Annotated in this window: 20 protein-coding genes; 3 read left to right on the top strand and 17 right to left on the bottom strand. The window is 49.7% G+C overall.

Translation table 11 applies throughout. The features are described 5' to 3' along the window. On the top strand, positions 1-304 hold a 304-nt coding region (locus BUF15_RS24935; RefSeq protein ID WP_200802484.1), incomplete at its 5' end, for a transposase. A gap of 2 nt (positions 305-306) precedes the next feature. Next, entirely contained in the window at positions 307-1,116 is an 810-nt protein-coding gene (locus BUF15_RS24930) for a bacteriohemerythrin (RefSeq protein ID WP_073616888.1), read from the top strand. A gap of 151 nt (positions 1,117-1,267) precedes the next feature. Here the strand turns inward: BUF15_RS24930 and BUF15_RS24925 are convergent, their stop codons facing one another. The 11 genes from BUF15_RS24925 to BUF15_RS24875 form a co-directional block, all read right to left on the bottom strand. After that, positions 1,268-1,936 (bottom strand): hypothetical protein, encoded by a 669-nt coding sequence (locus tag BUF15_RS24925; RefSeq protein ID WP_073616886.1) that lies wholly within the window; start codon positions 1,934-1,936, stop codon positions 1,268-1,270. 109 nt (positions 1,937-2,045) lie between these two features. Then, complete coding sequence (locus tag BUF15_RS24920; protein WP_073616884.1) at positions 2,046-4,604, bottom strand: mechanosensitive ion channel family protein; 2,559 nt, start codon at positions 4,602-4,604, stop codon at positions 2,046-2,048. A gap of 203 nt (positions 4,605-4,807) precedes the next feature. Continuing rightward, positions 4,808-6,187, bottom strand: coding sequence for a DUF1254 domain-containing protein (locus tag BUF15_RS24915; RefSeq protein WP_073616900.1), 1,380 nt, complete (start codon positions 6,185-6,187; stop codon positions 4,808-4,810). 382 nt (positions 6,188-6,569) lie between these two features. Next, positions 6,570-9,053: an arylsulfatase gene (locus tag BUF15_RS24910; protein WP_407642652.1), complete on the bottom strand. Its 2,484-nt coding sequence runs from the start codon at positions 9,051-9,053 to the stop codon at positions 6,570-6,572. 204 nt (positions 9,054-9,257) lie between these two features. Further along, positions 9,258-9,890 carry a tetratricopeptide repeat protein gene (locus tag BUF15_RS24905; protein WP_073616880.1) on the bottom strand — a complete coding sequence of 211 codons (633 nt, stop codon included), beginning with the start codon at positions 9,888-9,890 and terminating at the stop codon, positions 9,258-9,260. A gap of 101 nt (positions 9,891-9,991) precedes the next feature. Beyond that, positions 9,992-10,717, bottom strand: coding sequence for a hypothetical protein (locus BUF15_RS24900; RefSeq protein ID WP_073616878.1), 726 nt, complete (start codon positions 10,715-10,717; stop codon positions 9,992-9,994). A 15-nt stretch (positions 10,718-10,732) separates the two neighbouring features. Then, positions 10,733-11,623: a DUF2092 domain-containing protein gene (locus BUF15_RS24895; protein ID WP_073616876.1), complete on the bottom strand. Its 891-nt coding sequence runs from the start codon at positions 11,621-11,623 to the stop codon at positions 10,733-10,735. Between the two features lie 78 nt (positions 11,624-11,701). Further along, on the bottom strand, positions 11,702-12,001 hold the full coding sequence (locus tag BUF15_RS24890) for a hypothetical protein (RefSeq protein ID WP_073616898.1): 300 nt from the start codon (positions 11,999-12,001) through the stop codon (positions 11,702-11,704). 51 nt (positions 12,002-12,052) lie between these two features. Further along, a complete protein-coding gene (locus BUF15_RS24885) occupies positions 12,053-12,670 on the bottom strand; it encodes a DUF4410 domain-containing protein (protein WP_200802482.1) in 618 nt (205 codons plus the stop codon). A 302-nt stretch (positions 12,671-12,972) separates the two neighbouring features. Beyond that, positions 12,973-13,740, bottom strand: a complete 768-nt coding sequence (locus tag BUF15_RS24880; RefSeq protein ID WP_234981274.1) for an MlaA family lipoprotein — start codon at positions 13,738-13,740, stop codon at positions 12,973-12,975. Positions 13,741-13,753: 13 nt separating this feature from the next. Next, positions 13,754-15,205 (bottom strand): alpha/beta fold hydrolase, encoded by a 1,452-nt coding sequence (locus tag BUF15_RS24875; protein ID WP_234981273.1) that lies wholly within the window; start codon positions 15,203-15,205, stop codon positions 13,754-13,756. A gap of 450 nt (positions 15,206-15,655) precedes the next feature. Here BUF15_RS24875 and BUF15_RS24870 point away from each other — a divergent pair, with 450 nt between their 5' ends. Beyond that, on the top strand, positions 15,656-15,970 hold the full coding sequence (locus BUF15_RS24870; RefSeq protein ID WP_073616874.1) for a hypothetical protein: 315 nt from the start codon (positions 15,656-15,658) through the stop codon (positions 15,968-15,970). A 131-nt stretch (positions 15,971-16,101) separates the two neighbouring features. On the opposite strand, the gene BUF15_RS24865 is transcribed toward BUF15_RS24870, so the two are convergent. From BUF15_RS24865 to BUF15_RS24840, 6 genes are all read right to left on the bottom strand, one after another. After that, complete coding sequence (locus BUF15_RS24865) at positions 16,102-16,728, bottom strand: hypothetical protein (RefSeq protein WP_073616872.1); 627 nt, start codon at positions 16,726-16,728, stop codon at positions 16,102-16,104. 76 nt (positions 16,729-16,804) lie between these two features. Next, positions 16,805-18,103 (bottom strand): OmpP1/FadL family transporter, encoded by a 1,299-nt coding sequence (locus BUF15_RS24860; protein ID WP_084554570.1) that lies wholly within the window; start codon positions 18,101-18,103, stop codon positions 16,805-16,807. Between the two features lies 1 nt (position 18,104). Then, a complete protein-coding gene (locus BUF15_RS24855) occupies positions 18,105-19,421 on the bottom strand; it encodes an anaerobic sulfatase maturase (RefSeq protein ID WP_200802481.1) in 1,317 nt (438 codons plus the stop codon). Between the two features lie 111 nt (positions 19,422-19,532). Beyond that, positions 19,533-19,862 (bottom strand): putative quinol monooxygenase, encoded by a 330-nt coding sequence (locus tag BUF15_RS24850; protein WP_073616868.1) that lies wholly within the window; start codon positions 19,860-19,862, stop codon positions 19,533-19,535. Positions 19,863-20,002: 140 nt separating this feature from the next. Continuing rightward, positions 20,003-21,334 (bottom strand): sigma 54-interacting transcriptional regulator, encoded by a 1,332-nt coding sequence (locus tag BUF15_RS24845; RefSeq protein ID WP_268753226.1) that lies wholly within the window; start codon positions 21,332-21,334, stop codon positions 20,003-20,005. 42 nt (positions 21,335-21,376) lie between these two features. Beyond that, positions 21,377-21,701, bottom strand: a 325-nt coding sequence (locus BUF15_RS24840) for a transposase (protein WP_200802479.1), incomplete at its 5' end; no start/stop codon positions are given.

Raw genomic sequence — 21,701 nt, 5'->3', positions numbered from 1 at the left:
CAAAGAGGAAATGCTGGCGTTTTATGATTTCCCCGCCGCCCATTGGCAACATATTCGTACATCAAACCCTATCGAGTCAACGTTTGCCACCGTACGACTTCGGACAGCAAAAACAAGGGGATGTGTCGCAAGACATACTATCTTGTCGATGGTTTACAAGCTCGGCCAGAGCGCTCAGAAGAAATGGCGTCGGCTAAGGGGATTCAAGCTGCTTGCTGAGGTCATTCGAGGGGTGAGATTCAAGGATGGCGAGAGGGTTGAACCAGTAAAAGAAGGTGAGCTGAACAGGGTGGTCAATATCTAAGAATGATTCTTCAAACACCAGACTTGACTATAACTCGTCATGCCATCGGTGACGAAGCTTTAAAACGCATGGCCAATACATGTAAAAACGGGCTCAGATCAATAGATGTCTTTGGCAGAATTGGAGGTGAGGAATTCGGTGCATTACTGGTCAAAACAGATGCCGATTTAGGTCGTCAAGTTGCCGAACGAATACGCAGATCTGTGGAGAAAATCGTTCTGCCGACAGAGCAGGGCCTGGTGAGATTTTCTGTAAGTATAGGTGGTATAGCATTCGCCGACAATCACCAAACGCTTGATTACCGTTTGCAGCAAGCTGATGAAGCACTTTACCTCTCTAAATCGGCTGGCCGTAACAGGGTCACCCTCACCAACGACAGTACGCTGCCGGAAGAAGCCGAGACATTGCCGACAAGCTATATTCGTCTTGAGTGGAGCAAAGCCTACGAGTGTGGAAACGATGTCATCGACGAACAGCACAGGCAACTGTTTCAATGTGCAAACGCCCTACTTTCAGCAATGATATCAGGGCAGGAAAACGATATTTGCCTGCAACTTATACAAGAATTGATCGCCGGAATAGCTGAGCACTTCAGTACCGAAGAACAGCTTATCGAGGCAGCCGGATTTCAATACCACAAAGAACACAAACAGATTCACCGGGAATTAACTGAAAAAGCAGAACATATAGCTCAAACTCATCAGGCAGGAAAACTTAATGTCGCTGAAGTTTTCCAGTTCCTGGCTGTAGAGGTAGTGAGTCAGCATATGTTCAAGGAGGACCGACGATATTTTGCTTGTTTCCAGAAGTAGAGTAACCCTAGGATTATACATGGCCGTTCATGTGATAGTACGGGAGGCACATTACCTAGTCGACAATTACTTTATTGAAAGAAACTTGGTTGAAAGGAGATGCAACTTGAATCTGTTCAGTAAATTTTGTTACTTCCAATATGCTGTTATTTTATTGATTATCGAATAAGCTGTCGCTATCGGCTTCCCAGTTGACAGTGGCAATGGGAGAAGAGGTCAGATAGAGGCCACCTTGAAAGTTGTAATTGAGAAAAGGCTGGATAAGACCGTTATTGTAGGAACCTCCTTGCTCATCATTGGAGAGTGACCAGACATTGTTAGCCAGAACACCATAAACCCACGGATTGCCTTTTTCGAGGCGAAGCACAACCAACGAGGGACCAAGGCCCCAGTTGCCATTACCAAGAACATCGTCGGTATTTGTTGGAATCTGCACAACCGGACCGACACCCCAGATCCACTTTCCCGGATTGGCGGGGGAAAGAAAAGCCGTGAAGACCACATCCCCTATACCATTGGTCCTATCATCTACCGGGGCTGGCTGGGAAATAACCGGTATTACGGTACGGGTGATAATGTTCCAATCATTATTGACCGAGCCCGGTATTACAGGCTGGATGTTCAGTATGTTCTGCGTGCGATCATCTGGCCCTACATTAAAATTTGTATTGTTCTGGAAAGGAATACTGATGAGATTGCCGACCGGATTTTGTGCAAGTTTTGCGAGTTCTGCGTCGCTAAGCGAGGCGTGTGCCGAAACAGCTGCGGACAATGCACCTAATACCACAATAGCCAGCCAGTGTGTCTGAGTTTGTTTCATTTTGATTTGCAGCTCCTTATCTTCTTCTCAAATTGTTAAATTACCATTTATTATCAAAAACATAGCAACGAAATAGCACAATCACCATTCGTGACCTACACATGAAACACTAACTCCCGGAGGCCTTGGCATCTGTTTCATCTATGTCCTTTAGCAGACGGACCTCCCGTTGCGGGAAAGGAAAACTCATGCCGGCAGCGGCCACTTCGTGATACACGGCTATAGCGATCTCACTTCTAATCCGCACCCAATTGTCAAATTGGTCTGTCCATGCTCGCAACTCGTAATTAATCGAACTGTCGCCGTAGCCAACGACTAATCCCTGTGGCGCCGGATAATAGATTACTCCGGCATTTGCCTTAGCCACATTCTCCAAAAGCTTAATAACCTCTTCAGGTTTGGCGCCATAACATACGCCTACCGGCAAATCTATGCGCCGCAAATTATCGGTAAGTGTCCAGTTGGTAACCTTTTCAGCCACCATTTGGGAGTTAGGGACAATGATGTCGGCACCCAGAAACGTATGCACGGTGCTGGCCCGAATACCTATTCTTCGAACAGTTCCGATCAGATCGCCAACCTCAACTGTATCACCCACGTGGACCGGTCTTTCGAACAGGAGAATCAGGCCGGAAACAAAGTTGTTGACAACCGCCTGCAAACCAAAACCGAGACCGATGCCAAATGCCCCGGTCAGTACAGTCAGTTTTGTCAAGTCCACCCCTATGGCTGCTATAGCCACTGTGAAACCAATGGCAAGAATCACATAATGCAGAAGACTGGACACTGCATAGGAATTACCCAGTGGTATCTTCATCCTTGGGTAGATGTCTTCGCTCAGGATAAAACGCAGAAAGGCTGACAGTAGATATGAAGCATAAATCGTGAGTATGAACTCGAGGATACCTCCAAGAGTAACACTGATTACTCCTCGCTGTATCCTCACCTCCAACAGGGATGTTCCGAAGTCCAAAACAGGTGCCAGGAGACCGAGATAACCAAGGTACCGGGCAATCAGGCTGGTGAGCGCCGCCAGAATCAAGAAATAATACAACCGTTTCTCCAGCAGGGCACGACGGTGTTGAACCATACCTAGAGCCCGCAATGGCCACAACTCAAAAGTAATAGCAATAATACCGAGAGCTATTTGCAGCGTTGCATACAGTGCAAGAGCCATTACGCCTAAGGCGATAACGCCCGGAGTAATAAGCAGGGATAAGCGCACATACCCCAATGCCGCAGTCACACCGCCTGTGAACATTTGCAGCAGAATTATAACTGTCACAGCCTGTAAAAATCTAAGCCGAAGCCCTTCGGATGTCTTACTGAAGATAAATCTGAGTTTGCGCAGGTACCAGATTGAAACAACAGCGCCGACGAAAGATTCGATGGTCAGTATGATCTGCCCAAGAAATGATTTGTCGTAGACGATTGCACGACACGTATCGAGAGCGAACAGCAACCCCAGCGTATAGAGGCATGGCATCAGGTGGACCGAGACAGCCGGTCTGATCAGGACGATCATTGGTGTCAGGGCAATGAGCTGAAAGGTTTGACGGAGAGTTGACGGCAAATCAGACCAAAATGGAGAAGTCGCAAACAGTAGGACAATGGTCAACGCTGCAGCTACGGGATGAGCCAAAGTACTTATTGCCGGAGACAAAGTTTCTCTCAGGGTCGATAATCTACAGGCTTTGAGGTGGAGGGTGAAAAAGAAAATAAACAGCAGAAAAAAGCCGGCAGGTAAAGTCAGTTGTTGCGTGGATGAGCCGAAGTAGTTTGAGAATCCGGTTTTGTAATTTACTGCGGCGTTATGGATAATCTCTGGCAATTTGTACGCCGTTATGACCCAGAGTTCGGTGCTCCAGATCGGCAGGCTGTCCTGCACGAATGTTCCCGACATGGATTTTTTTTGAAGCTGGGTGATATTTGCCAGGATAGCTCCACTTTCCGATGCGGCATTCCCCACTTTGCTCTGGAAGTCAAGAACCGTGGAAAGCTCTGCATTCACAGGTGTTCTAGCTTTGCCAATGGCCACTAATATTTGATCAATTTGCTGTATACTCGCGGCGGGAACGTTCGACTTTTTTGCTGATTCGAGCGTCAATGACCAGGTCGACTGCAATCTGGTCAATTGATTCAATGCATCCTGAAGTTCCTTTGAACGCGCTGTCAGGGTTGTCAGCCAGTTCGAAAATGTCAGTTGTCTCTGTTGCCATTTTTGCTGTTCAGCCTGAAGCGTGGGAAGAGCCGGTTGCTGTTTAAGGAGCTTGAGCGTTGCCTCACCATCCTTGCTGGCCAGTTTTTCGGCTTGTGAAAATGACTGTTCGATATCACCGATCTGGTTGTTTTGCGTAAGGCTGTCTGTGAGGTTACGTAAAAGATCCGTGACCTCGGTTGCCTTGGTTGCGATATCTGACGCTTGAATGGCTGTCGGCCCTGTCGGCTTCGGAGCGGTTTGTGTTCCAGCCACCGGTGCAGGAGCTGGTGGTGCGGTTGTCGAAGACGAGGGCGCGGTTGTCGAAGGCGTACCTGCTGAAGGTTTTTCGCCTTCCTGCCCGGCAGCAAGGATTGGAGTAGCAGTAAGTACGAGCAGCAAGAGCAAATATCCGAATCGGTATGGCCATTTCATACACAACGCATATGCTTTCGGGGAAAAATATTTCATCGTCATTTAACTCCTGCCATTTTTAGACCATGCTCTTTCTTGAATGTCTGTGTATCTGCAACCATGAGGTGTTCATGTGAAAAAAAACTCCGAAATGAATCACTGAAAACAGGTATTCATTTCGGAGTTATACACCTACCTTTGATGGCTTTGCTAAAAATGCGGCGTTGTCTCATAGAGACGCAGCCCGCTTTTCAGCTCTTTTATTTCGCCTGCAGAATACCCGGCGGACTCCAGGTCCCCTCTCCAACCGGCAGGATTGAAGGAGCTTCTCTCCTTGGCCAATACAGACGCATGACAAGGTAGATTTTGTCATTTGGAGCCGGCAGCCAGTTGGCTTCTTTTTCTTTACCTGGAGAATCCTTCTGGATGTACAGCGTCAGCGAACCATCCTTGTTCTTCTTCATATTCTGTAGCATTGGGGAGTTGATAAGATAACGATTGATCGGGTTCTTAACCAAAAGCTGGGTCTTGCCGTCATACATTGTCACCGACCAGAAAGCGTTTACCGGCGGCAGTTGTCCGGCAGGAAACGTCAGTGTGTAGTTATGCTTACTGCAATCAAGCGTCTGCCCCGTCACATCTTCACGGGTCATCGGGTACATGGCTTCGACACCATCATTCCCGTATATGCCTCCTTTTGCGGCGGCAGCCCGCGTCAGCCAATCACCTTTGTAGAACTCACTGTCGCCAAAAAGCGAACCAATCTTCCAGCCGTTGATATTTTTCATTCCTGATGCCAGGAACGCATCGACTTTGTCGTCACCTTCTTTCATTGCCAGCAGCACAGCTGCTTTATGTTCAAGCGAAAGCTCCTTGAATTCAAAGGTTTTACCCGGTCCGATACCAATACTGGCCAGCTTGGTGCGAATCGCCCTGTTCTCCGGCGTTACCGGTACAAACTGGAGGGCAGCGTCGAGATAGTCATAAAAGTTTTCCTTGATCCCCTTCGTCGTAGCCGGGAGAAAATCTATCTCTGGCGCGGCGGGTGGTGCCGGCTGTTTCAGGAAAGCGGAGAGCGGCTGTGTCTTGTATCCAGCCTGCACCTTCTTCACGTTGGGCATGTCCTTGGCATTAAACAACTGAGTACGGAATATCGTGAGTGAGAAAGGTGTCGTCGAATGAAAGACTTTTTTGATTCCTGAAGGTTTTTCACCTTTCCAATCCGGTCCGGCGACAAGATAGTTGCCAGCTTCCACTCCCGTTGCCCGACTGCCGATATAGCCATAATTGTAGGCGTTGCCATCAGTCAGCTGAACGGAGTAATAACGCTTTTTCGATACCGCTGGGACGGAGATAACCATAGGTTCGGCGCGAAGATCCAGCCAGAGCATGGAATATGGTGTATCACTGTTTGGCGTGACGACAGCTGTGTCTTTGTAGGTAAAAACACGGGCTTCATTGACGATTGTATTAAAAGGCCCTTTGTACTGCCCTGAATTCTTATCAATGACAAACTCGTTCATGACTGCATAGTTCATCACAATAGGCAGCCCATAAATAAAGCCCTCTTCAGCAATTGCCTTGGTTTCGGAAATGCTCGGCACCGCAATGCCGGCAATTTTGTCAGCTTTTTCAGCCATGGAAATGGCGTCATTTTTAGTCCCGCAACCACTGAGCAGAGCAATGATAATTGCACTACTCAGTGTTCCGAAACATACCATGCGCATTGAATTGATCACGTTGTCTCCTGTAAGATATCAAATTTGTATTCTGGTTGAATTTATTGATACAAACGACAGCCAGACACATCTTCCTCGACCTCAGCATGCAGTCGATAGCCTGAAAAGCAGGATCACCATTGCACGGGCAAGAGACATGTCGTGGCTGCCTGAAGTTTTTTACGATTACTCGCTTTTTTTTTACTCATCTGGCCCTAGTCGAGTTTTTGTCACAACCTCAAATGTAAGCTTCGGCCAGTTAATGCTCAGCATAGTACCAATCATGTGAGCACTACTCGTGAAATTACTGCGGTGCACTCTGCACGCGATGCAGGGGCTTACCGTCCAATGCGGTTGCTTCTGCATTCTCCAGTTTCTTAATATCCTCAGGTGACAGCTTCGGCCGGTCAACTTTGATCGTCAGTTTGTTCAGTTGTGCGGTAAGGGTAAACGGCGGCAAATAATCCGCATCATTCACACCGGTCAACGTGTCGGAACCGATGTCGAAGCTCTCATCCCATTGTAGAATCATCGGCAATGTATGCGGCATGGTGATTGTCTGTACTGCCTTGCCATCCACCTTCAGCGTACCGGTACCGGATTTTCCGAGACCGCTCATGTTGTTGAAGACCAGTGTACCCAACCCCAGACCATCATATTTGAAGTCGAATTCCACGATGTGCTTGCCGGGAGAGAGCGCTTCCGGGCCTTCCCATTTGACACGTTTCAGGTCGATGAGATTCCAGAGAAAGACCGGCTTGCCTTGGAGCAGGTAAAAACCGTATCCGGCAAAACGTCCACCGGAGGTCAGGATCATTCCTTCCGCCCCGCCTTCCGGGACAGTGATGTCCGCAGTGATGGTATATGAACTGTCAAGCAGAAATGGAGAATCACCTTGGGGCAGGCCGATCATGGGCCGGGTGTACACAAACTCGGAACGTCCGGCGGTGATGTTGGGGCGAGGAGCGACAATGCGGCCGGCCACCGAGGCGTCCATCGGGAAGACCTGGTACTTCTTCGCTTCCTCTATGAACATCTCTTTCATTTCTTTCACCTTGTTGGGATTCTGTTCGGCAATATTCTTTGACTGGCTGAAATCTTTGTTCAGGTCATAGAGTTCGAGCACCTGATTGTTGAGGGGGTCAGGGTTGGCGGCGCCGAAGGCCTCCCACGGAGCACGGTTAACCTCGGTACTCAGCAGCCAGCCTTCGTGATAGAGAGCCCATTGACCCATCATTTCGAAATACTGCGTTTTGTGTCTCGAGGGCTCCTTTTCGTTTTTCGCGTCGAAGGTGTAGGCGAAGCTCGTGCCTTCGATAGGTGCCTGTTTGATGCCGTCCACCATTTCGGGTGCAGGAATGCCGGTAGCCTCAAGGATGGTGGGCACTACATCAATAACGTGCATAAATTGATCGCGAAGACCACCCTTGTCCTTGATGTGGCCCGGCCAGGAGACAACCATGCACTGGCGTACTCCACCGAGTTTCGAGGCGTTCTGCTTGAACCAGGTAAAGGGGGTATCAAAAGCCCAGGACCAGCCTGCCGACATATGATTGTAGGTCTCTTCAGTGCCCCATACATCGTACCACTTCATCTGGTCTTCAACGGGTACGGCTACGCCGTTGAAAAACGCAACTTCATTGGGGGTACCCAATGGGCCGCCTTCTGCACTCGTACCGTTGTCGCCATTAATGTAGATGATAAGGGTATTGTCAAGTTTACCCATATCCTCGACAGCCTGAACGACCCGACCGATCTCGTAATCGTTGTAGGCCTCATATGCAGCGAATATTTCCACCTGCTTGATATAGAGCTTCTTCTCCTCGGGTGTGCAGTCATCCCAATTTTTCAGGACCTTGGTCGGCCAGGGTTCCAGTTGAGTGTCCGCCGGAATGACCCCCAGCCGCTTCTGATTCTCAAAGATCCTGTCGCGAAGTTTGTTCCAGCCGTCGTCGAAAAGGTGCATGTTGTGTATTTTATCCACCCATTCTTTGGTAGGATGATGGGGTGCGTGCGTGGCACCAGGAACGTAATAGACAAAAAAAGGCTTGGTCGGGGCAATCTGGTTGACCTGTTCCATATAATCAATGGCCTCGTCAGCCATGGCAGTAACAAGATTCCAGGTTCCGGGTGCTGCTCCCTCAAAAGGATAGATCTGGGTTGTGTTGCGGAACAGGTTCGGCTGCCACTGGTTCGCATCCCCCCCGACAAATCCATAGAAGTAATCAAAGCCTTGTCCAACAGGCCAGTTATCAAAAGGCCCAACCTTACTTGCCGCAAAGGCTGGTACGTTATGATCCTTGCCGAACCACGAAGTAGCGTACCCGTTTTCCTTGAGGATACGACCGATAGTTGCCTTGTCCTTGGCGATGATGCTGTTATAGCCAGGAAAACCTGTAGACTGCTCGGAGATCACACCAAACCCTGCAGAGTGATGGTTACGCCCGGTGATGAGTGCGGCGCGCGTGGGTGAACTCAGCGCGGTGGAATGGATATTATTGTAACGCAGACCTGCCTGGGCCAGGCGATCCATTGTAGGCGTTGGGATAACGCCGCCGAAGGTGCTCGGCACGCCAAATCCCGAGTCGTCGGTCATGATAAGCAGGACGTTGGGTGCCTGTTTGGGTGGCACAATGCGGGGTGCCCACCATGCTTTCGATGTCAGGGCATCATCCTTGATGACACCGCCGAACGTAGGGTCAGGTGCCGGAAGTTGCTTGCCGGTAATAGTCGTAGTTGCGTTGGGGGCACCCAGTTCACCCGTGACTTCTACGGCTCCAGCGTGCATTGCGGCGATGGCGAAGGCACTGTTGAACGCCATCAGTGCCGGAGCAATCGTTCTTATCTTCATTTTTTATTTCCTCCTAAATGGTTGAGTTGCAGTCCAACATCTCAGATGCATTGAAATGCTAGCTGATTTTCCCGACAGCCATTTGCACTCTGCCGTTCATGTCTTCTTTGAATTTGTCGCTGGTCATGGCATGATTCACCTTCACGGTTGTTGCAAATAGGCCTCCAATCCTGTCTTCAAGTTGCCAGGTTTGAGCAACTCTTCGGTGAACTGCAGGGCTTTCTTCACATCGTCCAGCACCATCTGATTAGCGAGGATCTGGCGGTTCTGCGCCGCCTGGGTCTTGTCTCCGCCAGCAAAAGCCACCGAGACGTTGTACAGCGCCATGGCCAGTACCTTGTCCTGAACCACACCCTGGCCATTCTGGTAGAGCACACCAAGGTTGCTGAGGGCATCGATATCGCCCTGCTCTGCGGCCATACGATACCAACGCGCCGCAGTAACGTAATTGACTGGAATACCTACACCGTGCTCGTTCATCGCGCCAAGATTGTACTGGGCATCGCTGTTGCCTTGTTCCGCTGCCATCAGATACCAGGTTGCAGCCTGCTGCAGGTCTTTTTCCACTCCAAAACCGTTTTCGTAGAACACCCCCATGGCATACTGACTGCGCAGATCACCTTTTTCGGCAAGCGGACGGAGTTCCTTCAAAGCCTTGTTGTAATCGCCAGCAATGAAGGCCGCATTAGCTTCGTCGAAATCGGCAAATGCTGGATGCACAGCCAGCACAAGGCAAAAGCAAAACACCAGAATGTTGATTAACGGCATATACATACAGAATCCATGGGACCTTCTCCTCGATGAAGTAACCTCTTGGCTACTTTTGTGGCAGAGTTAAACGCTCTAAACTGCTCATTCTGATCATCTTCATCGCATCAAGGCGTAGGGACAACCCGATAGTTAACACCGTTGGCCCCATAAGACGGCAGGAACCACGTGTTCCCACACAGATAGTAGCTTTTCCCGTCTACAGTTGGCCTTGCGCAACCGGCGGGCAATGTGGGATAAATTGCACCTGTTACATATGTTGGGTTGGCACTTGTCGCTGCTACTCCAGCGTTGTACGCATTGGAAGTCGCCGCGGCTGTATTCGCCGAGGCGATGGCCGCACCGGCAACCATACCAACCGCAGCACCGGCGGCTGCTGCGCCTGCAGTGGACCACCCTCCGCAGTTATAACAACCCGATCCATAGTAATTCACCGTTGCGGGTGGATGGTAGGCAGGATAGCGGGCAGCTGCTGGCGGATGGTAATATGCTCCCCCGTAATGGGCATTGCCATAGGCCGTGCCACCATACGCACCGGTTTTCGACCAGCCACCACCTTCGTAGTGGGTTGCACTGCCACCATAGGCGTTGGTGTGCTCGGTACCCTGTCCATAGGCGTGGGAGGTGCTTCCACCATAGACATTGGTATGCGAGGTTCCTTCCCCATAGGTATGCGAGGTGCTAGTGCCCCACCGGCTGGTATGGCTGGTTGATCCATAGCTGTGAGAAGTTCGTCCTCCAAAAGAATTGCCATGTGACCATGCACCAGCCGCCCCACATGATAAAAGGGTCGTTAACAAGAGACTCATAGAGCCGACAGAAATCTTTTTCATAGTATCAGTGCCTCCTTACTTGCTCTTGCCTTGGGATTGCGAAGCATCACTCGCTTTCTGATGTTGTGTGCCCGGAGGAAATGGCGCATTGGGATGAACAAAGTCGATGGGTCGCGCTGTGTCTGTATTCGCAGGAATGAAAGCTTTTTCCGGGACGACAGAATCGAGCTGCCATTCGGACAGCTCCATTTGATGGCGAAGACCTGCCGGATCGTTGCTATATACAGCTCGGAGCATGCGTGGAAGTTTATCTTCCGTACCTATCCAGATCTGTACGAACACATCATCGTTCGCGTAAGCCACAATATCAGTCGTTGTCCCACCAATCACATTTGACTGACCGATATAAAAAGCAAGGATCAGGCCATCCGCAATATCCGTGTAAGGATCTGTGACAATGACATCAGTGAAGGGATAATAGATCGCTGCCAGATCATAGGCCTCCTTCAGCGCAGCGTCGATCGTGGGTGGAGCCTCTGCAATTGCCAGCAGATTTTCTGCAGGTGCGTAAGCCGCCATCATTTTTCCATCATAGTAAAACTCTGTGGCCGGGCCGTCACCAGGGGTAATCACCCGTAGTTTATCTGGGCGTTGCAAAGTCACTTCCGATTTGGTTGCATAGACAAGAGGCGTACCCAGCAGACTCGGATTTTCATAGGAAACTACTGCGGTGAAGCTCATGGTCTTGGCAGCAGCCAATCGGTCACATGCTGCCTTTAAGATCTCGACAGCCTTGGGTTCAAGACCCATTTTCACCTGAGGTGGAGTCTCCTCACTGGTTGCCTCCGGCGACTTTGCAGCCGGTGTTCCCGTTTTTGTCTCAGTCGCATTCCCGCTTGCAAAAAGAAACGCCAGTAACGGGAACACGAGCAAAAGTACCCTGAAATATTCGCAAACGTTCTTCATGTTCTTTTCTCCTCCATGGTCTATCACTTTTCGGCAAGAGGCCAACAATACGGGAATCAGTGCCACACAGAAAACGAATTATGGAACCATCCCGCATTCGAACATCTTGTTGACAACTGGAGCCGCTATTTTGTCGACGAAAACAGTCCGCATCTCAGGGTTTGACTGAAGGAGAGTAATCAATTCCTGCTCCTTCTGAGGCTTTGGCTTGCCTTTATTTTCAGCTTTTTCCTGCCACAACTGCTCACAGGTTGCCTGCTGATATTTCTCAATCACCTTATCGGCTACCATATCAAGTATAGGGTACTCCTCGGCGTAGGCAGTCCCGGCAAATAGCAGCACAAATAACGAAGCAAAAATAGAGGTATGTCTGATCATTGTATTCTCCTTATCAAAGTGATAAATGCCGGATTTGTCCGTTGAATCCACTTATTCTATCCAACCCTCCTGTTTGAACCGTTTACTGAGTACCTCTGCGATCTCTTTACCTATCTGCTTGGCTCGTCCTTCAACCGTATCTCTGCCGCTTTCCTCTCCATACACCTTCAAGCCGGTACTTATAATCAGCCCCGCCGGGTTGTGGGTGGCAAGCATACTGACCAGCCCTATAGCCATTCCTGGAGTTTTGCCGCTTTCTGCTTGGGTTTCTCCTGAACCGAGTTTGCGAAGCCCCTGAGCGGTCATCTGGAAACCCTCAACCGCCGCTTTCAATTCTGACGATCCTGCGCCCAGTCCTATACTGACCCTCTCGGCAGTACTCCCTTCGGAATATGAGATGAGATAGCCCCTGATTTCGATATCGTTGATCTGTGGTTTGGTTCCCGGCCCGCCATGCTCAGCCAGAAGTCCCATGTCCTGTATTTTTCCAATAAGTTCTGTGGCGATCTCCCTGCCGAGTTGACGTCCGGTCCTGGCATGTTCGCTTGTCTGGTCAGATGGTATGCTCAAACCCTGATTGTACAAAACAGAGTGGGCGGGAATATCTTCTGCCGATGCGGCAAAGTCATATACCCAGATGTGCGTGGGCCGAGGAAGTGTTTCAGTCACCAACTGCTCCCTATCCGAGACCGTAGTTGAAGCACAAGCGGTCAAGATAGCGAATACGAAGAGGCTCATAAACATGGTCAGTCTGCGGTAAACTCTCGTTGTAAAATCGCGGTTACTTCTACAGTGGATCATTGTGTTTTCTCCTTGTGAGATATGAATTTTTCCCGGGATGTTTTTGTCAGCAGGTTTTGCCGTCTTTGCAAATACCTTGTCATGGCATTATCCCAATCAACCGGAAAACAGTCGGCTGATTGGGATAATCTGCATCCTCAGCGTCGGGCTCAATCCCGGTCTAAGAAACCCTACTTCGCGATCTCGATCTCACGCTTTGACGCATAGAGCATGCGAATCATCTCATACTCAAAAGGTGAACCGGTTTGGTAATATCGGAAAGATTGACGATGTCGTTTGTCAACTGCCGCAACGCCATTGAAGATGAGCGTAGTGTCATCATCGTCAACCCAGGCCGGCGGTCCTGCCGCGCTAAAGGCCACCGCATCCGTAACCAATCCGGTGGTGTCACGCAGGTTGGAAGGACCGAATACCGGCAAAACGATATAGGGGCCATTGCCGACTCCATAGTGTCCCAGGGTCTGACCGAAATCTTCAGTCTGCCGTAACATACCCATGCCGGTAGCCGGATCCCATAATCCGGCGATACCTATAGTTGAGTTGACCAGAAATCGGCCCAGGGTGATTGCGGTTGATCTGAACTTCAGCTGCAACAGGTTGTTGGTGAAGTTGTTGAACTCGAAGATGTTATCAACGAAATTGGATACCCGATCCTCGACATAGTCAGGCATAATGAATTCATAGGTGTTGACTACCGGCAGAAAGATAAATTTATCAAAATAGTAGTTAAAGGTGTAAATCCGCCTGTTCATCCCCTCCAGTGGGTCATAGACATCGACAGCATACTCCACGCCCGGTTTAAGAGTATTCTCTGGCGTGTGCATCGGCGGCTCGAGACTAGCATTCTGGTTCTTGGCACAGCCTGCAGCAAAGAGTACCGCCAGCAGGGCCAAGGCCATAAAGGCCATACGTATGGTCGTATTCCTCGGTTTCATCATTTTCATCCCCCCTTCAGTTCTGTTTGTTGTTCTGGAAAAATCCGACCATGGCCGCAACGTTGTCAGGATAAGCCATGTTGCCGCAATGACCTCCATGCGGGAAAATCGTTGCACGGGAACCAAAAACGGCACGCAGAAAATCGATTTCTCCGGGGCGCAGGATGATATCGTCTTCATTGGTAATAAGACCGAATTTTGATGAATTACGCAGGTAATTCTCGATGGAACGCAGACTCAATTTCTCGATCAGCTCCGTTTCACTATGACCTGGGTTAATGGAGCGGAAATGAGGCAAGAAAATACCTTCGAAATAATCAAGGAACGTTAACCTTGAAAGCACTTTTACATAAGGCGTGATATGGTCATGCCGACCGAGCTCAAGCCCTTTGGATACGACATATCCGGCCTTGGTCATGACATCGCTGGCAAACACCATGTTCTCGCAGGAAACTCGGAAGCTGGCACCAATCAATGCTTCCATTGGCGCATCGGTTGGCGCCTTATGGTACTCGTAGGCTTCATAGAGAAACTCGTCGTTGAATTCGACATGCTTGCCATGAGCATAGGCCTCGCCAAAGGCATGAATCATGTCTTTATAAAATTCATCGAACTTGTCGATACCACCGGGGATATTGTCCGCCAGCAGATTATCAAGTATCACCACTGAATTATAGAGGCTGACAGGTGGATTAATCAGCAACACTTTCTTGAAATTGAAGACTTTCTCCTCTTCATCAATACGGGTAACGAAAACAGACTGAGCGGCACCGAGACTGTAGCCACTCAGAAAGAATTCGGTGACTTCCATCTTGCCTTGCAGCTTCTTCCAAACCGCATGCATTACCCGGTAGAGGTCGGCTGAATCCTCCTGCAGGTCGCCCGGTACACTGCTGGTGGAAGCAGCAACGACAAAGTTCGGATGCGTTGGCGAGGAAAGAGAAATGACGTGAAAGCCGGCCTGGTAGAAGGCCTTCTGCATGGTCTGCATCTTTGAGCTTTTAAAACTCGCCCCGGTTCCTGCAATCAGGAATATGAGCGGAGCGGGTCCTTTCTGCTGTTGATATGAATAGTACAGTCTATCCATATTCCACAACACTCCAGGAGTCTTACGCCCCTCGAACATGACAATTTTATCAACCTTGGTCGGTATTTCACTGGGCAGTTCTGCAGCGAACTCCTTCGGTGTATCAAGGACCGTGGCAACGTAAGGGTCGGCAAATGGGTAATCATAGGCATTTGCCAAACCGCAGCCTAGCAGCAACAAACAGCACCAACCAAATGCGAATCGATAGAGATGTTTCAGCATCTTTTCTCCTACGGGGTCAAACTTTTTGATATTACTGCTTGCCACCAGGCATCCCTCTGGCTGCAGCAGCGCCTTATTCTTCTTCTCTAACAGGGTGAAACAATCCCCCGACTCTGGACCCTGCGATGCATGCACCACCAGCCAGTCAACAGATTTCACATGAGCTATCCTGGCAAACTTCAAGCCATTTAGCAGATCCAGCTAAAGCTCATGTCGTCACGTTGAGGATTGAATCCAATGAAAGAACAACTTGATCCCTATGTTAGCAAGGCGTATGCCCGAATGCCGACGCTTAAGAAATGATTAACCCATGATATTATAAAAAGATAACTGTCAAACCCGATGCTGGACCAACTCAGCAAGACGAATTAATTCGATATATCACCCCAGGGGTTGATATATCGACCATAACACACGGAGGGATTACAATGCGTAGGGTATCTACGGTAGGAATCCACTGTCGTTAGCCTATTGTTTCATGGGCTTTCCAGCAAATCAAAAGCACTTATTTTGCGCTAGGGTCATTTTTTTGCACAATGCTTGCAGAGCAAAACCGGAAAGCCGCATCTACCAAACAACCGAAAAAACCATCACAACAAGGAATCCCAGATGAAAAAAACACTTCTCGTCATTGGAATGATCTTTCTCATGGCTGCCTGTTCCCCTGTCTCCAAGCAGGCCCAACAGGATTTGGCAAAACCAGTCAACTGCGCAACGGCCGAAGGTGACATCAGGGCATTGAACTCTGAAAAAGAAAATGTCGGTAGAGAGATAGCAGCCGGAGTCAGCTCTATCGTCCCCGTTGCCCTGGTAGCCAACACCGTCACCGGAAATGAAAAAACGAATATCGAGGTCGCCACCGGCGACTACAACAAGATGATCGATAAGAAAATCGCCGAAATCAAAAAGGAATGCGGCATGTAAAAATGTTGTGATCTGTTGTAATCAGGATCCTGCACCTCAATTTATGGTGCAGGATCCTGATCATTTGGCCGCCCCTTTCGGGTGACTTTCGCTTCGCTTTGTATATTGATCGGGAATTGGCGTGTTGCCCATCACAAAATATGATGTTGTTTCATATCTTTGATGAAAATATTTTCTAATTTTTCATCGTCTTTTCGTAGATAATTATTCAAATCAACATTTTTTGAGTGTGCGGACCATACGGGTTTACCGGATTTCTCGTCAAAAAGAGTTGCAGTCAGATAATCGGTGGTTTTGGTTACCGTTTCCTCAGGAATAAGCGTATCCTCGACGACAAACGAGTGATATCCTTGAACGCTTCCAAACGTCATTCCTCCCAAAATCACCCCGTGCGCAGCATAATCTACGGTCTTTGTTGTTTCATTGCTTACGTGAGAGATGAGAATGGCTGTTGCACCCGATTCTTTTGCAACCTGTTGAAGCCATCCCTTACTATGCCGGACTGTCCCAACTCCGTATTTATAGCTTGGAACGGCATTCGCTCCCGCCTTGACCAGACTCTCGACAAAGCTGTCTTCATAAATTTTATGGGCTGTTGGATTCTTAAAGGCTCCAATGACAAGGATTGGCCCATTGACAGGACCTGTGAAGGATTGGTCTGTCCATGAAGAAGTAAGTGTGCTTTGTGCACACGCCTGGAGCAACACGAACACCACAACCACATATCCAATATGATGTAATTTTTCCAAATATCTCACAAGCACTATTCCTCCCAAGAGTTCACTCAGCAACACGCGACTGACACAATTACAACAACAGACAATCTCGGTTCTGTCAGAACCGGTACTCGGCATTTAAACAGATGGCATGGATGGCAGTATTGTCATAGCTGCCCGAAACCCGGCCAGCCAGCGGTCCCCGTTCCACATCCATGTCAAGATCGCCGATCCAGGCCAGCTCATAGGCTGCACCAATGGTCCAATTCTCCGACCACTCGTAGCGGCTGCCAAAACCGAAACGCCAGGTTTCGCCAACCGGCAGCGAGGGAACAATCTGATCCTCGTCCATCATCGCACTGTCATAGGCAACACCACCTGTCAACAGCCAGAGCGGGGAGAGACGATACTGGGCTCCAAAAGCAACATGCCAGGTATCATCATAATCCAAATCGGTGGTGAAACTGGGTGAGTTAATCGAGTCGACAGAGACATCGACCTTGCCAAACTGAGACCAGTCCTGCCAACCCAGGTTGGCCATGATCGCCAATCGGTCGTTCAATTCATGGTATGCACTGAACATGACCGCCTGCGGTACTTTCACGCCGAGGTCGATTGCCGCATCAAGCAAACCCCGGTTGGTGAGTATGGTCGTAAGTCCCGGCCCGAGATTGGTAAATTCAGGGGTATCGGAGAAATCGAGATCTGCCTGGGAAAGGTACGTTAAGCCAAACCTGGTACCGGGTAGAGGCTCGTAGAGCAAGCCGAGATTAACCTGCACTCCCCACTCATTATCTTCGAGCTTGAGTCTGCCATCTCCGAGCAACGGGTCTGTATTATTCACTGCCATTTTATCTTCGAAAATGCCGTAGAGGATGCCAATTCCAGCCCCCACTGAAAACTGGTCATTTACCTTCCAGGCAACGGCGGGCTGAATCGTCATCGCTTGCAACGTTGCTTCCTGGGCGTAGTAACGCCCAACCCAGTCATCCTCATAATCAAGGGAAAGACCGAAATTTCCGGTCAAGGCAAACCCCAGCCGCAACTGGTCGTTTACCGGATGCACATAGAACATGCCACCAGCTGGCATCCACATACTGCTGTCACCATCGGCGGCCTGTCCGCCCCCCGGCAACGTATCGGCGACGTGCGAGGTGTTACCATCCGGATCGAATGACATATGAAGGTACAGTGGCTGCGCACCGGCCATTAATGCTGGCCGATCAAGCTTCGTCATTCCGGCTGGATTCGTAAAAGCTGTGGACGCATCCTGTGCCCGTGCTGCATACCCGGCCGCAGCAAGACCGACATCAGGACTGCCAATTTCATAAAGATACAAGCCACCTGCCAGGCCATCGTGTGCAGCCAGTACCAGTGCCATGCCCCCCAGCAAGCCCCCTTGAATAATTCTGTTCATTCTATTCTCCCTCTCTGTTGATATGCTCTGTCGGCATGGTCTCGATCAACATTGGCCCTTTGACCGCCTCCATAACCACCTCTGCTGGATAACCGTTTTCCAGAAGGGTCCCCATGACCCGAAGATATTTTCGGATATGAACAAAAAATTTTCTGTAGCCGGAGCAAAGATAGTTCTGCCCCAAAGATCCCCCGGGACTTACGCCAAATCGATGCTTCGGGCAGCCGCCCTGACAGGCTCGCAACACCTCACACTCCTTACATAAGCCAGTAAGGTTGGCCTCTTTACCCACACCAATTCCAAGACCGCGAGCAACATCCACCATACCGGCAAGCGAATCATTGAGAATATTACCTACTTGAAATTGCGGGTACACATAGTGATCACAGCCATACACATCGCCATTATGTTCAATCACCAGAGACTGGCCGCATTGCCGTGCATGGACACAGACCGGTGAAGGATTGCCCACCCAGGCATTGAGCGCCCATTCGAAATTCATGACAAAGGTTTTGCCCACGTCATGGCGAACCCACTCTTCATAGATCGCGATAAGAAAGTCGCCGTATTCCTCCGGCACTACCGACCATGGTGTTACCTGTGATGAGAAATCTCCATGTTTCGTTTTTTTCGGCCCTGCCAGCTGCAAGCCGAAACGACCTTCGTCCGGGCCGGCAACACGTTCAACCACAGGTGCAAACTGGATGAACTCAACTCCCTGCTCTTTAAAGAAATCATAAACCTTGAGCGGTTCCAGGGCTGTTTCCCTGGCAACGCTGGCCATGACATTAAATTGCACTCCGTGGTGTTTCAGCAACTGCAGGCCGTTGAAAGCTTTGGCAAAAGATCCACGCCCCCGCCTATTAAGCCGATAACGGTCATGAATATCTTCCGGGCCATCCAGGCTGAGCCCCACCAGGAAATCATTGTGTTTCAGAAAACGGCACCACTCAGCATCAAGCAAAGTACCGTTAGTTTGCAGGACATTGGAAATGATCTTGGTGCCTGAATACGGCTGCTGGAGCTCAATAATCCGTTTAAAGAAATCACAGCCCAACAGGGTTGGTTCCCCACCCTGCCAGACAAACTCCACTTCGGGTGTGGGTTGAGTTTCTATGTAGCTGCGAATAAATGTCCCCAGCACCTCATCCGACATGCGGTAGTCGCGCCGGTCAGCGTACAGCGCACTTTTCTCCAGGTAAAAGCAATATGCACAGTTAAGATTGCAGGCAGGCCCAGCCGGTTTGGCCACGATATGAATACCCTGCGGAAGAGGAAAAGCAGTGCCGCAGGGGATGTTGCCAGTTTCAGACATCATTTACACCTTATCAAATGATCACCTTGCCACAAAGCGCCGAAGGTTCAGCGCGAATGGACAGTGCAGCACGTAATCATATATTTTCACAAAAACTTTTCACTCATAAACATCTCAACGCATTGGAGTTCTAATGGATTCTATCCACTCCAGCCCGCCAATCTTCTTCAATTCAAAAAACTCAACAATCGGTGGAGATTGCGACAATTCCATGGCTTCAAGCACCCGCGCATAAAGCGCTGATCGCAAATGGTCGTTGAGCCCCTCGCTGTTTTTCCATATCTCCATATAGCAAACGGCATTATCTCCGGCCCTTTCAGACAGAATGAAACAATCCAGACAATCTGTCAGAGCGGAGAGAGGTCCTTTCATGGAACTGAGCACATCAATGGTAGCATGCTCGTTTTCCGGCGAAGGATATACACGTATGATTGAGAGCAACATGCCATCTCTACTCAACAATCGTGCCAGGCATTACACGTCTTTAAGAAGTAAACAGATGTGTATTTCAGGAGAGTTATACAACGTGCCGACTGGCGACACGATCCGCACCATCAATGCAGGTCGAAATATCGACCCTGCAGTCACGATACCACCTCTTGTGGTTTAGGCTTGGTTGAGCTGATATCGAGCTTACGCATCCTCGAATAGAGTGTCGATGGGTTCATGCCAAGCAGTTGCGCAGCTCCACCCTTCCCTTTTATCCTGCCCTTCGTCAATTGGAGTGTCTTCTGAATATGTTCCCGCTCCACCTCCTCAAGCGTCTGCGTCCCCGACCCGGTACACTCCGCTTGGAGCTCAAAATGCTGTAGTGACAACTCCAGCACCTCCCCCTTACTGACAATCAAACCATACTCAATAACGTTCTTCAGCTCACGGATATTGCCCGGCCAGGTATATCCGGTGAGTTTTTCCATGTCTTTCTGGGGTACCCGGTTGATCCGCTTGCCCATCTTTTCACCGAATTCGTTGACGAACTTCCATACCAGGTGAGGTATGTCCTCAGTACGCTCTCTGAGAGGCGGAACATGAATAGGAAAGATACTCAGCCGATAGAAGAGGTCCCGGCGAAAATTCCCTTTTTCAACTTCCTCATACAACGTCTTATTGGTAGCAGCAATAATCCGCACATCAACCTTCACACTGTGAGGGCTGCCAAGCCGTTCAAACTTCCCTTCCTGGAGCACCCGCAGCAGCTTGGCCTGCGTTTCAAGCGGCATCTCCGCAACCTCGTCAAGAAAAAGCGTCGACCTGTCTGCCAGTTCAAATCTCCCCACCTGCTTACTGACAGCACCGGTAAAAGCGCCTCGCTCACGCCCGAACAACTCGCTCTCCACCAGGGCTGCCGGTAAAGCCGCGCAGTTCACCGTGACCATCGGGTGCTTACTCCGATCACTGAGACGGTGAATGGTTTGAGCTATCAGTTCCTTTCCGGTACCGGTCTCGCCCTGGATAAGAACCGTACTTTGTGTTGGTGCAACAAGTTCAATTTTCGTCATAATCTGCCGCATGGCACGACTGGCGCCAAGGGGCGATTGGGTATTCAAAGCTTTCCCAGCTTCTGATTTCAGTAGCGCATTCTCTGCTTCCAATTTTTGGCGAAGGAACTCGATTTCCTGAAGATGTTCCTGCATCTTCTGCTCCATCACCTTCCGCGCGGTAATATCCTGGGTGACGCCCATGAGGCATGGCTGCGCCATACCTTCAGTCCGCTGCAGTTGCCCCTTCGACAACATCCAGCGCTCCTTGCCACTGGGCCCAATGATCCGGTATTCGATATACATTCTATTTTCCGGCCGCAACGACCGGGTGATTGCCTTACGAAGTTCAGCCCGATCATCCGGGTGAACCTTTTGTATAAAGCTTTCGTCGGTAAGAGGCTCATCTGGGCTTAGGTCATATAATTCCCGCGTTATGCTGCTGAGTTATAGTCAAATCTGGTGTTTGAAGAATCATTCTTAGATATTGACCACCCTGGTCAGCTCACCTTCTTTTACTGGTTCAACCCTCTCGCCATCCTTGAATCTCACCCCTCGAATGACCTCAGCAAGTAGCTTGAATCCCCTTAGCCGACGCCATTTCTTCTGGGCGCTCTGGCCGAGTTTGTAAACCATCGACAAGATAGTATGTCTTGCGACACATCCCCTTGTTTTTGCTGTCCGAAGTCGTACAGTGGCAAACGTTGACTCGATAGGGTTTGATGTACGAATATGTTGCCAATGGGCGGCAGGGAAATCATAAAACGCCAGCATTTCCTCTTTATCCTTTTCCAGACACTTCATT

The organism is Desulfopila aestuarii DSM 18488 (assembly GCF_900143695.1).
GTDB classification, from domain to species: domain Bacteria; phylum Desulfobacterota; class Desulfobulbia; order Desulfobulbales; family Desulfocapsaceae; genus Desulfopila; species Desulfopila aestuarii.
The sequence above is the reverse complement of the archived record's forward strand: the minus strand, read 5'-3'. Positions and strand labels throughout refer to the sequence as shown.